Origin of the sequence: Pseudomonas sp. Marseille-Q5115, assembly GCF_916618905.1 — a bacterium.
In the GTDB taxonomy this organism is placed as follows: domain Bacteria; phylum Pseudomonadota; class Gammaproteobacteria; order Pseudomonadales; family Pseudomonadaceae; genus Aquipseudomonas; species Aquipseudomonas japonica_A.
In genome coordinates this window covers 177,853-192,396 of record NZ_CAKAKI010000001.1, presented here as the reverse complement: position 1 = coordinate 192,396, position 14,544 = coordinate 177,853, and the positions used below count along the sequence as shown (strand labels likewise).

The 14,544-nt window shown below is 61.1% G+C and carries 14 protein-coding genes; 4 read left to right on the top strand and 10 right to left on the bottom strand.

From position 1 onward, the window contains the following. Positions 1 to 64: 64 nt before the first annotated feature. The 3 genes from LG385_RS00945 to rluD form a co-directional block, all read right to left on the bottom strand. Positions 65 to 1,000 carry an antitoxin Xre/MbcA/ParS toxin-binding domain-containing protein gene (locus tag LG385_RS00945; protein ID WP_225771726.1) on the bottom strand — a complete coding sequence of 312 codons (936 nt, stop codon included), beginning with the start codon at positions 998 to 1,000 and terminating at the stop codon, positions 65 to 67. 182 nt (positions 1,001 to 1,182) lie between these two features. Next, entirely contained in the window at positions 1,183 to 1,938 is a 756-nt protein-coding gene (gene pgeF, locus LG385_RS00940) for a peptidoglycan editing factor PgeF (protein ID WP_225771724.1), read from the bottom strand. Continuing rightward, positions 1,935 to 2,897, bottom strand: coding sequence for a 23S rRNA pseudouridine(1911/1915/1917) synthase RluD (rluD, locus tag LG385_RS00935; RefSeq protein ID WP_181115650.1), 963 nt, complete (start codon positions 2,895 to 2,897; stop codon positions 1,935 to 1,937). Before rluD ends, pgeF begins: the two co-directional genes overlap by 4 nt. Before the next feature lie 159 nt (positions 2,898 to 3,056). On the opposite strand from rluD, the gene LG385_RS00930 reads away from it, so the two are divergent. From LG385_RS00930 to LG385_RS00915, 4 genes are all read left to right on the top strand, one after another. Then, positions 3,057 to 4,082, top strand: coding sequence for an outer membrane protein assembly factor BamD (locus LG385_RS00930; protein ID WP_181115652.1), 1,026 nt, complete (start codon positions 3,057 to 3,059; stop codon positions 4,080 to 4,082). A 103-nt stretch (positions 4,083 to 4,185) separates the two neighbouring features. Further along, on the top strand, positions 4,186 to 4,416 hold the full coding sequence (locus LG385_RS00925) for a PP0621 family protein (protein WP_181119334.1): 231 nt from the start codon (positions 4,186 to 4,188) through the stop codon (positions 4,414 to 4,416). Continuing rightward, the gene (locus LG385_RS00920; RefSeq protein WP_413247345.1) at positions 4,406 to 5,998 is read left to right on the top strand and encodes a two-component system sensor histidine kinase NtrB; all 1,593 of its coding nucleotides are present in this window, start codon (positions 4,406 to 4,408) and stop codon (positions 5,996 to 5,998) included. The genes LG385_RS00925 and LG385_RS00920 overlap by 11 nt, the downstream gene beginning before the upstream one ends. A 2-nt stretch (positions 5,999 to 6,000) precedes the next feature. Beyond that, the gene (locus tag LG385_RS00915; protein ID WP_225771722.1) at positions 6,001 to 7,341 is read left to right on the top strand and encodes a sigma-54-dependent transcriptional regulator; all 1,341 of its coding nucleotides are present in this window, start codon (positions 6,001 to 6,003) and stop codon (positions 7,339 to 7,341) included. 212 nt (positions 7,342 to 7,553) lie between these two features. On the opposite strand, the gene thiO is transcribed toward LG385_RS00915, so the two are convergent. Genes thiO through LG385_RS00880 form a run of 7 tightly spaced genes read right to left on the bottom strand, consistent with a single transcriptional unit; the run spans position 7,554 to position 14,484 of the window. After that, positions 7,554 to 8,642: a glycine oxidase ThiO gene (gene thiO, locus LG385_RS00910; protein ID WP_225771720.1), complete on the bottom strand. Its 1,089-nt coding sequence runs from the start codon at positions 8,640 to 8,642 to the stop codon at positions 7,554 to 7,556. Positions 8,643 to 8,657: 15 nt separating this feature from the next. Then, positions 8,658 to 9,071, bottom strand: a complete 414-nt coding sequence (locus LG385_RS00905; RefSeq protein WP_181115660.1) for a type IV pilin protein — start codon at positions 9,069 to 9,071, stop codon at positions 8,658 to 8,660. 9 nt (positions 9,072 to 9,080) lie between these two features. After that, entirely contained in the window at positions 9,081 to 12,314 is a 3,234-nt protein-coding gene (locus LG385_RS00900) for a pilus assembly protein (protein ID WP_225771718.1), read from the bottom strand. After that, the gene (locus tag LG385_RS00895) at positions 12,295 to 12,807 is read right to left on the bottom strand and encodes a PilX N-terminal domain-containing pilus assembly protein (RefSeq protein ID WP_225771716.1); all 513 of its coding nucleotides are present in this window, start codon (positions 12,805 to 12,807) and stop codon (positions 12,295 to 12,297) included. Before LG385_RS00895 ends, LG385_RS00900 begins: the two co-directional genes overlap by 20 nt. Beyond that, complete coding sequence (locus tag LG385_RS00890) at positions 12,804 to 13,535, bottom strand: PilW family protein (RefSeq protein WP_225771713.1); 732 nt, start codon at positions 13,533 to 13,535, stop codon at positions 12,804 to 12,806. Before LG385_RS00890 ends, LG385_RS00895 begins: the two co-directional genes overlap by 4 nt. Further along, a complete protein-coding gene (gene pilV, locus LG385_RS00885; protein WP_225771711.1) occupies positions 13,532 to 14,008 on the bottom strand; it encodes a type IV pilus modification protein PilV in 477 nt (158 codons plus the stop codon). The genes LG385_RS00890 and pilV overlap by 4 nt, the downstream gene beginning before the upstream one ends. Next, positions 14,002 to 14,484 carry a GspH/FimT family pseudopilin gene (locus LG385_RS00880; RefSeq protein WP_225771709.1) on the bottom strand — a complete coding sequence of 161 codons (483 nt, stop codon included), beginning with the start codon at positions 14,482 to 14,484 and terminating at the stop codon, positions 14,002 to 14,004. The genes pilV and LG385_RS00880 overlap by 7 nt, the downstream gene beginning before the upstream one ends. Between the last annotated feature and the right edge of the window lie 60 nt (positions 14,485 to 14,544).

Here is a 14,544-nt window from a genome sequence, read left to right as displayed (position 1 = left end):
CTGGCCCGTGAGCATGGCGGACCGGCTGGAGATTCGAACAGTGCTTGCTGAGGGCGACGTGCACTCACGCTGGGCTTCTCGCATTCAGCCAGCGATGAATATAGCCCACGACCTCCAGCATACCGGTCTCGGTGTCCAAAAGGTCCAAGGGCCGTTTATTGCCAAAATGCTGGTTGACCGTCTCAAGCCATTTGAAAGCTTTGCCGCGATCCCCACAAATGGGTATCGCGGCCATCAAGACCTTTTCCAAAAGGTCTGGCCTCGCGTACCAGCTTTCAGGCTTCACCGTTGGCCGCCGCCCCGGGATGACCCGAGGTAGCTGGCAATCCGACAGTTCTGCCTGGGTGATGTGGGTGCGTACCCAGTGAGCGAAGCTGGCCAGCTCCGTGTTGGGTACCCGCTGATGGCGAGAAGTAGGGACGACCAAACCGATGCGAACGCTCGTTAAGTCCCGAATCATCTTCAAGGCAGGGGCGATATCTGTATCGTTCGTGACAATTACGGCTTGGTCGACATTACCAACCACAGCGTCATGGAACGCATGTAGGGCCAGATTGACGTCGCTCTGTTTCTCCTCGACTTTCCAGGCTTGAACCTCCTCACAATCGCGTGGTGCACGGTGCAAAGCGGCTGGGTCTACTACGCGGACTTTCATTCGATTAAGGGCGTAATAGCCCTCTATCACTTCGACTCGGTCAGGGTATGTCTTGCGAAGGGCGGTGTGGTATCGCGCCTGAGATGACACCGAATCCGAGCTACGAGCAACATTTTGAAGAATCTTCGCAGTAAAAAACTCGATGGCGGGAGGGGCTGCCAGACAAAACGAACCAGGGCAACCTTGGGCATCGGTGAGGTACACCGAAGGTAGTATCCGGCGCTCAAAGAGCGAAACCAGGTCCAACCATTTATAGGGTGTTCCCTTCAGGCAGCCGTAGTACAGGTTGTAACCATCTACATAAACCCGCGTGCGCAGGGGCTTAACTATCCGCGCTCCTTGCATGGGGTTACTCCAGAAACGAAAAAACCGGCTTTCGCCGGCTTTTTCCCCCTCCAACCTGATGGCCAAGCCACGCTGGTCATGAGGGTTAGTTGTTGAAATGAATTCTGCCTTCGCAGGCGCCGAGAGGCAAGGAGTTTGTCAGCAAGCCTGGGCGGAATCAGTAGTGCATGTATATCAAAGAGTTACGCGGCTCCAGTTCCTTCGCCAGCCAACCACACCAACGAAGCAAACCGCCCTGTACGCGCCGCACGACGGTAAGAGAACCAACGCGGGTCGGTCACGGTGCACAACCCGCCGCCATACACGGCTTGCACGCCAGCACTCGACAGGCGCAGGCGCGCGAGGGCGTAGATGTCGGCCATCAGCTTTCCGGGCTGCGCACCCGACACGAACGCGGCGGCAGCCTCTGAGTGCTGGGAGGTGAAGGCGTCGCGCACTTCCTCCCCCACTTCGAACGCGCCCGGGCCAATGGCCGGGCCGAGCCATACGAGAATATCGCTGGGCGACACGTCGAAACTGGCCACGGTTGCCTCCAACACGCCATTGGCCAGGCCGCGCCAGCCCGCGTGCGCGGCAGCGACCTGTGTACCCGCGCGGTTGGTGAACAGCGCTGGCAGGCAATCGGCGGTCATGGCGGTGCAGGCAATGCCAGGGGTGGCTGACCAACTCGCATCGGCCTCTGGCTGCCGGGTGGGGTCGGCCTCTACCACGTCAGTGCTGTGCACCTGCCGCAGCCAGGCGGGGCGAATGCCGTACAGCTCAGCCAGCCGCCGACGGTTTTCGACCACCGCAGCGGGGTGGTCACCCACATGGTCGCCCAGGTTCAGGCTATCGAACGGGGCCTGGCTAACCCCGCCAGCGCGAGTAGTAACGCAGGCCCGCACGTTCGCTGGCGCGGGCCAGTCCGGCAGAAGCAGGCTGCCGGAAAGGTCGGTCATCCGACGAAGGCCTCGCGGTCCTGCTTGAGCAGGGACGTAAGCCATACGAAGTCGTCAGGCAACGGCGACTCCCAGCCCATGCGCTCACCGGTGGTCGGATGGTCCAGCTCGAGGAAGCGGGCATGCAGCGCCTGGCGCGGGAAGGTTTTCAACGCATCGACCAGGCTGGCGCTCGCCGCCGGCGGAATGCGGAAGCGGCCGCCATAGGTCGGGTCCCCCACCAGCGGGAAGCCCACATGCGCCATGTGCACGCGGATTTGATGGGTACGGCCGGTTTCCAGCTTCACCCGCACATGAGTGTGCGAGCGATAACGGTCCAGCACGCGGTAATGGCTGACGGCGGGCTTGCCGTTGTCCATCACGCCCATGCGCTGGCGCTGGGTACCATGACGGCCGATAGGGGCATTGATTTTGCCACCGGCGGTAACTACGCCCACCACCACGCATTCATAGATGCGGCTGACGCTGCGCTTTTGCAGCTGGGCGACCAGTTGCGTCTGCGCCTGCAGCGTTTTGGCGACGACCATCAGGCCAGTGGTGTCCTTGTCGAGCCGGTGCACGATGCCCGCGCGCGGCACGTTGACGATGTCCGGCACGTGGTGCAACAGGGCATTGAGCAAGGTGCCATCGGCGTGGCCAGCGGCCGGGTGAACCACCAGGCCCGCAGGCTTGTTGATGACCAGGATCTGGTCGTCTTCATAGACGATGTCCAGTTCGATGTCCTGGGCGACCCATTCGCCTTGGGCTTCCTGCTCGGCTTCGAGGGCCAGCACGGCGCCGCCATGGACTACGTCACGCGGGCGCAACACGGCGCCGTCAACGGTCAGGCGGCCTTCCTTGATCCAGGCGGACAGGCGTGAACGGGAAAATTCCGCGAACAGTTGCGCGGCAACCTGATCGAGGCGCTGGCCTCCCAGGTCGGGGGTGACTTCGGCGCTAAGCCGGATGATCTCAGACATGCTTGGCTACACAGGGAAACAGCGCGACCGCACAGCCTTTGGTTTCAGCTGCGCGCTTGTGGTTAAATACGGCGTCTTTCGCCCCGGAGGTTCGCGGGGCGCTCATCATAACAGGACGGCCGCGCCCAAGACAGCGGCCGTTAAGGGACGCAAGCCGCCATGCAAGTGAAACACCTGCTGCTGATCGCCATTGTCGGCCTTACCGCCGCCTGTTCGTCGAACAAGGAAGTGGTCGACGAGAACCTGAGCGAAGCCGAGCTGTACCAGCAGGCCCAGACCGACCTGGATAACCACAGTTATACCAGCGCAACGGCCAAGCTCAAGGCGCTCGAATCCCGCTATCCGTTCGGCCGCTACGCCGACCAGGCGCAGCTGGAGCTCATCTACGCGAACTACAAGAACGCCGAGCCCGAGGCTGCCAAGTCCGCCGCCGAGCGTTTCATTCGCCTGCACCCCCAGCACCCGAACGTCGATTACGCCTACTACCTCAAGGGCCTTACGTCCTTTGACCAGGACCGCGGCATCGTGGCCCGTTTCCTGCCGCTGGACATGACCAAGCGTGACCCGGGCGCCGCTCGCGATTCGTACAACGAGTTCGCCCAGCTCACCAGCCGCTACCCGAGCAGCCGCTACTCGCCGGACGCCAAGCAGCGCATGATCTACCTGCGCAACCTGCTGGCAGCCTACGAAATTCACGTAGCCCACTACTACATCACTCGCCAGGCCTACGTGGCTGCCGCCAACCGTGGCCGGTACGTGGTGGAAAACTTCCAGGAAACCCCCGCCGTGGGCGATGGCCTGGCGGTAATGGTCGAAAGCTACCAGCACCTGCACCTGGACGACCTCGCCGACACCAGCCTGCAAACCCTGAAGTACAACTACCCGGACCACCCTAGCCTGCAGGACGGCCAGTTCACGCCGCTCAAGGAAGAGGCAGACAACCGTTCGTGGCTGTCCAAGGCAACCCTGGGCCTGATCGAGGGTGACAACACCCCGCCGCCGCCGAGCGAAAGCCGCGCCAACCAGGAGCTGGCCAAGCAGTACCAGGACGCGAAGGACAATATCCCGGCTGAACTGCGCCCTGCGGACGAAGGCGGTACCGCCGACGAGCCACCGGTCGAAAACGCCGAGCCCACGCCGCACCGTTCGTGGCTCAGCCGGCTGACCTTCGGCCTGTTCGACTGATCACCGATGTAACGGTCGCTCCTGCAACGGGAGCGACCGCGCTGGCTCTCCCCCGCTTCCCTTGGCTACACTGCGCGCTCCTTCTTGCAGAAGCCCCGCCATCATGATTCGCCTGCTCTTCTGGATCGCCATCATCGCCGTCGCCGTGTGGGCATGGCGTACCTTCAAGGCGCCCAAGGCTCAACCACCACGCGCTTCGGGCAACACGTTGCCAATGGTGCGCTGCGCCCAGTGCGGCGTGCACCTGCCCAGCGACCGAGCACTGGCCAGCGGCCCAAACTGGTATTGCAGCCGTGCCCACCTGGAGCAAGGGCCCGCCCGGCGTGACCACTGAGGCTTCCGCCAGCGGCAGGGCCCAGGCGCGGCGGATGCTGCGGCTGTACCACCTGTATCGGCTGGTGATCGGCATCAGCCTGGTGCTGCTTATTTCCAGTGACATGGACAACCGCTTGCTGGAGCTCGCCAACGGCCAACTCTTCCGCGCAGGCAGTTGGCTGTATCTGATATTCAACCTGCTGGTAGCCCTTACCTTCGGCAACGCTACCCGTTCGGCCAAGGTATTCAGCTTGTCGGCGGCGGATGTGATTCTGCTCGCCGGGTTGTTCTATGCAGGCGGCGGCACCGCCAGTGGCATTGGCAACCTGATGATCGCCTCGGTGGCGATGAGTAACCTGTTGCTGCGCGGTCGCCTCGGGCTGCTGATTGCGGCGCTGGCCTCCATCGGTATCATCTACCTGACGTTCTACCTGAGCTTCACCCGCCCTTCGGCCGCCAATGATTACGTTCAGGCCGGCTCGCTGGGCGTGCTGTGCTTTGCCGTGGCGTTGATCGTGCAAGGCCTCAGCCACCTGCTGCGCACCAGCGAAACCCTGGCCGAGCAGCGGGCCAGCGACGTTACCAACCTTGAAGAACTGAACGCGCTTATCTTGCAGCGCATGCGCACGGGCATTCTTGTGCTGGACGCGCAGCACCGCGTGCAACTGGCGAACCAGGGGGCGTTGGCGCTGTTTGGCAAGCCGGTGCTCAGCGGCCAATTGATCAGCGTGCACGCCCCGGATCTGATCGAGCGCCTGCTGCAATGGCGCGTAAACCCTGCCTTGCGGGTGAAGAGCATCAAGCTTCAATCGGACGGCCCGCCCGTGCAGGTCAGTTTCATCGCGCTAAGCCGGGGGGCCGGCCAGCAGACGCTGGTTTTTCTCGAGGACCTGTCTCAGATCGCCCAGCAGGCCCAGCAGCTGAAGCTGGCCGCGCTGGGTCGCCTCACCGCCGGTATCGCCCATGAGGTGCGCAACCCACTGGGTGCTATCAGCCACGCCGGCCAACTGTTGCAGGAATCAGACGCACTGAACGACCCCGACCGGCGGTTGGTGCAGATCATCCTGGACCAGTCCAAGCGCATGAACCTGGTGATCGAAAACGTACTGCAGCTATCAAGGCGGCGCCCGGCCGAGCCCGAGATGCTCGACCTCTCCGCCTGGTTGAGCGCCTTCGTGACCGAATTCATGGCAACGGCGCCCAGCCATCATCGGCTGCATGCGCACATTTCCGAAGGCTTGATCGAAACCCGCATGGACCCGCACCACCTCACTCAGGTTGTCACCAACCTGGTTCAGAACGGCTTGCGTTACAGTGGCCTCAATCACACGCAGGCGCAGGTGTGGCTAAAGTTGGGAGTAGAACGCGCCAGCGGTTTGCCGATACTGGATGTAGTGGATGACGGCCCGGGAATCGCCCCGGAAAAGCTCCAGCACATCTTCGAGCCGTTCTTCACCACCGAAACAAAAGGTACCGGCCTGGGTCTGTATATTTCTCGGGAGTTGTGCGAAGGCAACCGCGCTCACCTCGATTATCGGCCAGGCGCACAGGGCGGCAGTTGCATGCGTATTACCTTCGCTCACGCTCGAAGACAGGCCTGAACATGACGGCACGGCAAAAGATTCTAATCGTCGATGACGAACCGGACATCCGCGAACTGCTCGAGATCACACTCGGCCGCATGAAGCTGGATACGCGTGGCGCTCGAAACCTCAAAGAGGCCCGCGACTGGTTGAGCAAGGAAGCCTTCGACCTGTGCCTCACCGACATGCGCCTGCCCGACGGCACGGGGCTTGAGCTGGTGCAGTACATGCAACAGCGCCACCCCAACCTGCCGGTGGCCATGATTACCGCCTATGGCAACGTGGACACCGCCATCAATGCGCTGAAGGCCGGCGCCTTCGACTTCCTCACCAAGCCCGTGGACCTGCCCCGCTTGCGAGAGCTGGTGGCAACCGCCCTGCGCTTGGTCAACCGTGCCACCGAAGCAGCTACGGCCGACGACCGGTTGCTCGGCCAGTCGCCTCCCATGCAGGCCCTGCGCAAGCAGATCGCCCGACTGGCCCGCAGCCAGGCGCCGGTGTATATCAGCGGCGAATCCGGCACCGGCAAAGAGCTGGTCGCCCGGCAAATCCACGACCAAGGCCCCCGCTGCGACCGGCCATTCGTACCAGTGAACTGCGGCGCGATCCCCACCGAATTGATGGAAAGCGAGTTCTTCGGCCACCGCAAAGGCAGCTTCAGTGGTGCCATGGAGGATAAGCCCGGGCTATTTCAGGCAGCAGACGGCGGCACGCTGTTCCTCGATGAAGTGGCCGACCTCCCCTTGGCGATGCAGGTGAAGTTGCTACGGGCCATCCAAGAAAAAGCCATTCGCAGCGTAGGCGGGCAAAGCGAAGTGATCGTGGACGTGCGGGTACTGTGCGCCACCCATAAAGACCTCGCCCAGGAAGTGCAGGCCGGGCGTTTCCGCCAGGACCTGTATTACCGGCTTAACGTGATCGAGCTGCGGGTACCCCCTTTGCGCGAGCGGCGCGAAGACATCGACCTTATTGCCCAATGCGTGCTCAAGCGCCTCGCCGCCAGCAGCGGCCTGCCCCCTGCCCGGCTAGCCCCGGACGCCCAGGCCACGCTGCGTCAGTACCGCTTTCCTGGCAACGTGCGAGAGCTGGAAAACATGCTCGAACGTGCCTATACGCTGTGTGAGAACGACATCATCGAAGCGGCCGACCTTCGCCTGGAAGACACCGCCCCCCTCCGTGAAAACGGCGAGCACAGCCTCGCCGAGGTGGACAACCTCGAGGATTACCTGGAGAACATCGAGCGCACGCTGATCCTTCAGGCCCTGGAAGAAACCCGCTGGAACCGCACCGCCGCCGCCCAGCGGTTGAACATGTCGTTTCGGTCGATGCGCTATCGGTTGAAGAAATTGGGCCTCGAATAGCCGCGACGCCGTTCGCCAGCTTCGCTGGCTCCTACACCGGCCGACGAAACCGGCGCTATATGTAGGAGGCCTCCACCCTTGTGGGAAGCGGGCGCCAGCTCGCGAAAAAATGACCATTCGCGAGCTGGCGCCCGCTTCCCACAAGGGTCCGCTGTCGCCGCCAGAACAGTGTTTTTCCATGAGAGTGAGCGAAGCTCGCGAACAGGGTAAGCTCATCGCGGCGCATAGGGCGCCGGGTCAACAATCGGCGTTCGGCCCAGCATCAGGTCCGCCAGCAACTGACAGGACGCCGGCGCCAGCACCAATCCATTCCGGTAATGCCCACAGTTGAGCCACAGCCCAGGGTGGCTGGCGACCGGGCCAATAAACGGAATGCCCTCGGGTGATCCGGGCCGCAGCCCCGCCCAATGGCCAACCACTTCAGCACCCCGTAGCGCGGGCAGCAACTCCTCTGCCGAGGCTTTGAGGCTAGCCAGCGCCTGCTCCGTCGGCGTTTTGTCGAACCCCGCATGCTCCAGCGTACTGCCCACCAGAATGTGCCCATCCCGCCGAGGGATCGCATACCGCGTGCGGGCGAGCACCATGGCTGGCAGAAAATCTTCAGCACACTTGAACAGGATCATCTGGCCTTTTACCGGCTGAACGGGCAGCGCCAGCCCCAGCGTACCCAGAAGCTTGCCGCTCCAGGCGCCCGCCGTAAGCACCACCTGATCGCCGCGCAGCTCACCCTCATCGGTGAGCACACCGCCAATGCGCCCCTGCTCCTCGATAAAGCCGGTAACGGGCACATGTTCCCGGAGCGTGACATTGGGCAACGCCTCCAGTGCCGCCCGCAGGGCCTTCACCAATCTGGGGTTACGCACATTGGCTACATCTGCCATATGGATGCCGCGGCTGAAGCCTGGCCCGAGCACGGGAACCTTGCGGTAAATCTCCTCTATCGGTACCTGGCTCAGCGGCCGGGCCTGAGCCCGCGCCCAGTCGAGGGCTTGCGCTTCATCGTCGAGGTCCAGCCAGTACAGGCCGGTGACGTGAACCTCAGGGTCCACGCCGGTACGCCCGAACAAGTGGTCGCCCAGCTGTGGATAAAAATCCTGAGACCAATGGGCCAGCGCAGTTACCGCCGGGCTGTAGCGCCACGGATACAACGGCGAGACTATCCCGCCCCCGGCCCAGGACGCTTCCTTTCCCGCCTGCTGACGGTCCAGCACGGTCACGCGCGCGCCTGCGCTGGCCAGGTTCAGGGCAGTGAGCAGGCCGATCACGCCGGCGCCTACGATCAGGATGTGTTCTTCGCTCATCAGGCTTGCGTTACCTTAGCGGCCCCAGCAGAAGGCGGTTGTAACGCCTGTCGTGGCGCCGGGATTGGTCCGTTGGCCAGTATTGGTAAGCTGGAAAGACCCGCAGACATCAGTCGCCATCATGGTGTTGTTGACGGGCGTTGCGGTAAGGGTAAACGTGGTTTTATCCCGGGCAACCGCAATGTTGTACCAAGCGTTTCCGGTAGGGTTCGCGGTGGTGATGCTGTCGGTGTTGCTGTATTGCCCAGCCTTGGAATAATGCCGTTCCAACGTCTGGGCAGATTCCGTCAGCAATTGGACGATTTCCGCCCGGTGCGTCTTTCGCACATATTTGGTGTAGCTCGGGTAAGCGATCGCCGCGAGGATGCCGATGATCGCAACGGCAATCATCAGCTCAATCAACGTAAAACCCTTCAATGAGCCTTTCATGTTTACCTCTTACTGTATCTGTCGCCACATGATGCGCCTGTTGGGGCTGCTGGTACCGTCGCCATCGTCGGGAGGGGGGTTAGGGTCATCTGCCGGATTGCGGGGTCCCTTTTCCTTGAGCGTGGTGACTGATCCGGAGGAGGAGTTGACAACTTTGGTGTCCGGATTTCCGGCAGCATCTTCCACCACGCCATTCAGCGTGGGAATGCCCGCCCCGAAGATCATGCCTGCGGAGATGGCGTCGGAGCTATCAACCACGCCGTCGCCGTTGGTATCGATCACAGCATAGGTCAACATATTCCCGGTAAGCGCCGAGAGCTCTACCAGCCTGCCAAAGCCTTGACTGGCACAGGGGTCGGTGGTATCGACCCCTGCAGTGGTGAACAGGATTCGCCCGCGTGTATAACCAGCCTGGTAGATCACGCGCTCTCCGACCAAGGTGTTGTTGTAGCTTAATGGCAGGTACCACCCGCTCTTCGTGGTGTAATCGACCGAGTTCTGGGACACGGTAAGGTACTGCCCCCCGGTTGCGCTGAACGACCCGGTGATGGATTGGGCCTGAAGGTTACTGACGGTCAGGTTCCCCGAAGCGCTGGTGGCATCGAGCACCGCGTAGAAGCTTTGAGTGGCGGTGGTGGTTTTGTCGCTGGTTTCAAGAAGTTTGCCCGTGCCGAAATACACCATGTAGCCTTTGCCGCTGTAGGTCGTCACCAAGGGTGGTGCGGTGATAGGCTGGGCTGCGCCGCCGGGGGCGGTGAACAGCGGGTTGCCGGAAAACGCCGTCTTCCAGCTGGACGGATTGGTACTAGTCAGGTCGAACTTCCACATCCGGCCTTTAAGGTCGCCAGCATAGGCAGCCTGAACCACATTGTTGGCATTGACCACGAGCTTGACCGACGACAAGCCATTGTCCGTTTCGCTGGTATTGATCACGATCTTGCGGATTAGCGATCCGTCCGCCACATTCACAACATAGAGCGCAGCAACTCCACTGTTACTGCCGTAGCCGTTGGAAATAAAGGCTGCCCAAGTCCCGTCAGCCAAGCGCGCGACCTCTGGCTTGGCATAGGCGTAGCCAAGGTCGTTCCAACTGTCAGTAGCACTAGCAGCGGCAGGCGCGCGAATCTCCCACAGTGCTTTCAGCGCATTACCGGCGGTTGCATCAAACAGCTGGATCGCATAGAAGGCCTTGCCTGCCCCCCCCATACCGCCGAACGCGACGGTTTTCCAGGTGCTGCCGGGCTTTACATCGAACACAGCCAGTTGGCCGTCGTTCAGGAACTTGTGGGTGGTGCCGTTGATGTACGTCGGGTCAGCAACGGTGACTAACCCTGGCAAGGCCGGGGACGGCAAGAAGCCATAGCGCCGTGCGCCCGTATTAGCATTCAGCACGTTGGTCAAGCCATCGTTAGCGTTCACGATCAGGCTGCTTGTCATGTTAGCGGCCTTGGTGGGGAGGTAGCTGCTGTAGGTGTACTCACCTGTTGCATCGGTGGCGGTCTGGTCCGTGGGTGCGGCCAGCACCACGGGGGAGTCGACAATATCCCCGAGTAACACGCTGCGAACCTTCAGCCCCGCCTTGCTGCTGGTGCCTTTGACCCACTCGATCAAATCGGAGCCCGTCACGCTTGCGCCCGTACTGCTCCGCGTACTCAAGCTAGACAAGCTTGTCGTTAAAGATGCCTGTTGGGTTGTGGCGAGGTTGGCATAGGCCAAGGTTACGGCGGCGTTGGTAGCCGTATTCCACGACTCGAAACTGCCCCCGGTGGTGCCAGCAGCCATCGTGGTATTGGTGGTCCATGCCGGTGTGCCGGTGGTGTTCAAGGTGCTATCGCTGGCGAAGGCGAACGCCCGGATGGTGCCCCGCCAGTCCGTGGGGTCGTAGAGGCTCTGGTAATAATAGTTGGCGTTATAGGTGGTAGACGACGCAGTGGTGCCACCGCCCCCAGAGCCCGAGCGTGAGCTGATATCGTTCAAAGCCTGGGTTAATACCGCTGTAAGGGTAGCGCTGTCAGTGGCTTGGTAGTACTTGCCATAACCATAGGTGGCCGCATCGGACAACATTTGGTTTGCCGCAGTAAATCCGACGGTATAGGTCACCAAGTTTTGCTTGGGAAAATCCGTGGCGTCCCAGCTTTTGCCAGAAAGGTCAGTACCGTTACTGGTGTTGGTCGCGGTGCGAAGGTCTATGTCATACCCGAACTTGGCGATGTCATCGAGGTAGAGCGAATCGCCCTCGGCATCCCCGCTGGTGGGGTTGTCGCCGTCGTTGCTTACGTTATCCCAATTGGGCAGTTTGTTCGCAGACGTTATTGCCGGATCATTGGTCGGGAAACTACGGTCATAGGTGGGCAAGCCGTCAGTGATGACCACCCCGAAATTCTTCTGGCATCGGTACTGTATCGGGCTGGTGTAGGTGCTCGGTGAGCTGTTGTAATACGGGGCCATTGACCGGAAATAGCGAGTGACTTCGTAGTAGCTTTCCGCTAGCGGCGTGTTGGCTACCGCACCTAGTGCGTTGATAGAACTTACAAGGTTGTTGTAGTTGGTCGTGGCTTGGGAGCTGGTGGTGCTCGTGGTGGCCTGCAGGTCTGTAATGGACCGCACAATGTATCCGCCAGGCCCACGGTCGGAGTTGGTTGGCGAGTTGAAGGTCGCCAGGCCCATGCGCAACGCGCGGTTGGCGGTAACCAGCGAGGCAGATACGGTACGGGCGACGTTGATGCGATAGTCCGTGGGGATGCTGCCGTCTGTATAGTCTTTGCTGGTGGTTGAGTTCGACAACAAACCTATCAGATAGGCAATGTACCGCGTTGAATAGCGGGTACCCTCGCTACCCACCGGATCGGGCAACTTGAGGCAGATACGGCTGCCGAGACTGTATCGATAAAAACCATAGTACCCAGTGCTACAGCCCCCCTTGTACAGGCTGCTCAGCAATAGGTTTTCGTTGTCCATGTCCTGGGCAGCGATATTGCTGCAGTTATCATCTCGGGTACAGGTGTACAACTGAGTACGAGTGACAGACTGGTCGAAGGCCGTCGCCCGTATAATGTTGTTCATACTCCCGGAGTCGTCTACGAGCAGCATCACATTCGGCGCGACTGCGGCGGAGCTCAACAACGGGGCACTTGCCGGTGTAAACGCAGCATACGCGGGTACGGAGGCATAAAGCCCTAATAGCACGCCAGCAAGCGCGGCGCGCCAGCTGAAGGGCTGCGGCCTAGTTGCAGTTTTTTGCATAAATGCTCTCCAGCGCAGTGCGGGCGTTGCCAACCATGCCGATACTCGTAATGCGATAAAGCGTTTGAGATTCATTGTCGGAGCCAGCCGTGGTACAGCCCAGTGCGGTTTTGGCAAGCCCCAACTGCTGCACAGCATATAGCCCACCGGTACCCGCCTGCACCCAAAGTGCATTCACCCCCTGCCCTGCTGTTTCTCGCGTGGCGGAGTCGGAAGGTGGCGCGCAGGCGGCTACGCTGCCACAGGCGGCGAGCACATAGGTAGCCTTGCTGACTGCCGTTTCCCCAACGCGTAAAGCGGCTTCCGCCACTTGGAAGGACTGGTTACGGAACTGCACGCTGCTACTCATTTTTTCCTGAAGGGTTGAATTCTGGATGGAGCTCAGACCAATAAGCGTGAGCAGCAAAAGAAAAACCAAGGCCACGATCAGTGCCATACCTTGTTCGCGGCGGGATGGGGCCACCGGCGAGCCCTGCTTGCGCGCGCCGCTCATTGCAGGCGGTTCCGCAGCGCAGCCACTACCGAATACGTACGGTCGCGGGTTCGGTTCGCTGTGTCCGTCAGCACAAGGGTCAACCGCACGGTCCGGATCCTCTCCATCTGGGCAGCCGTTACCGTTGTCACGTAGCTGGTGACCGTGGTATCGCTGGCACTGCCCGACAGGCCAAAGCGTACCTGGAAGTCCTTCACATTACTGATGAGAGGCTGCTGGGCGCCGACAGCTCCGGTGAGGATCTGGCTATCTTTGAAGGAATATGTCACCTGACGTAACGGAAAGGCTATTTGCCCGCTGGGCACCACGGCCGCACCGTTGGTCGCGGTCGCGACGCTTCGACAGTCAGTGAGAATGGTCCATGTTGGGGCTGTGCCAGCAGTGCCCACGTCAGCGGTCACCATTTGCAGGCGGTTACCGTTGGTGCCGTCCACCGTCCAGCTGATCGGCGTCGCCAAGGCAGCAGTAAACAGGGCGGGGCTGGTAGCCGGCAATGTGATGCTGTCTGTACTCAAACATCCGAACATTCCCGTCATGCGGATTTCCTGGCTCATCCGTGAAAGCAGGTAGCGGGCGTCCTCCTGCATGGCGGAGGCGGCGTTTTGGGTCAGGTAGGTATTTTTGGCGGAGATAAACGTCTGGGTCACGCCAAGTACGATGATCAAGCCAAGCACCAAGGCGACCATCAGCTCGATAAGGGTGAGCCCACTCTGGCTGCGGCCGGTCATTGGGTTGTCACTCCACCTGTGGCAACCCGGCTGCGTAGCACGAAGGTCTGGGCCGTTGAACTGTCAACCACCGAGCCATTGGCCGTTACCTGTTTGCCGGCACGAGAATCGTCCCAGGTAATGGTAATGGTGTAGACCACGGTGTCGGTAAGTACGATGGTGGCATTAGTGCCGCCGAGGTCGGTCACGTTTTGCCTGAAATCCATCAGGTCCTGGGTGGCCACCGTAGGGGAGGTGGTTCCGGTCGGCGCGGCCGCCAGGCTGGTAAGGGCGTATTTTCCACTCGGGTTAGCCCGGATTCGGTCCATCATGTCATAGGCAACGAAACTGACTTTGGTGCGCAGGTCGGCGCTGTCCGTGTATTTCAAGGCATTGATCTGCAACGCAGCAGCGCCGAGGAGTGCCACCGTCATGATCAACAGGGCAATAAGCACCTCGATCAGGGAAATACCTGACTGCTGCCTGCTCAGCATCCGGAGGCCGCTCCGTTGGGTACAACCCGCCCGTTCACGCAGACCAGAATGGTTCGCACAATCGTGCCATTCTTGTAGGTAAGCAAGGTTTGGGCGGTGGGGACGGCAAGCGCCCCTAGGCTATTGAACTCAATGTAGTCAGGAGTCACAGTGCCGGCGGCAATGGTGAGCGTAGGGCTGCCGCCGAGCCCGGGCAACCGGCGCAACTCGGTTACAGAGGTGCTGATGGCCTGTACGGCCAGGTCACCCGTCCATATCCCGGTATTGACCGGTGCCACACGCACCCGCAGCCCACGATTGATCGCTTCGAGGCGTGCATAGCTCAGTGCCCGAGCGATTTCCGCAGCATCAGCCTCGCTGCGGTTGCGGGCGATCAGGGTAGTGAAGCCAGGTACCACCATGGTCACGCCGATAATCAGGACGGCCACCGTAATCAGCAACTCGACCAGCGTAAATCCCTTGTTACCGTGCCGCATTGGACGCTCCCCCTCGACGCACCGACTATAAACCAGCTTCGGCGCCGGACCACTCAGCAA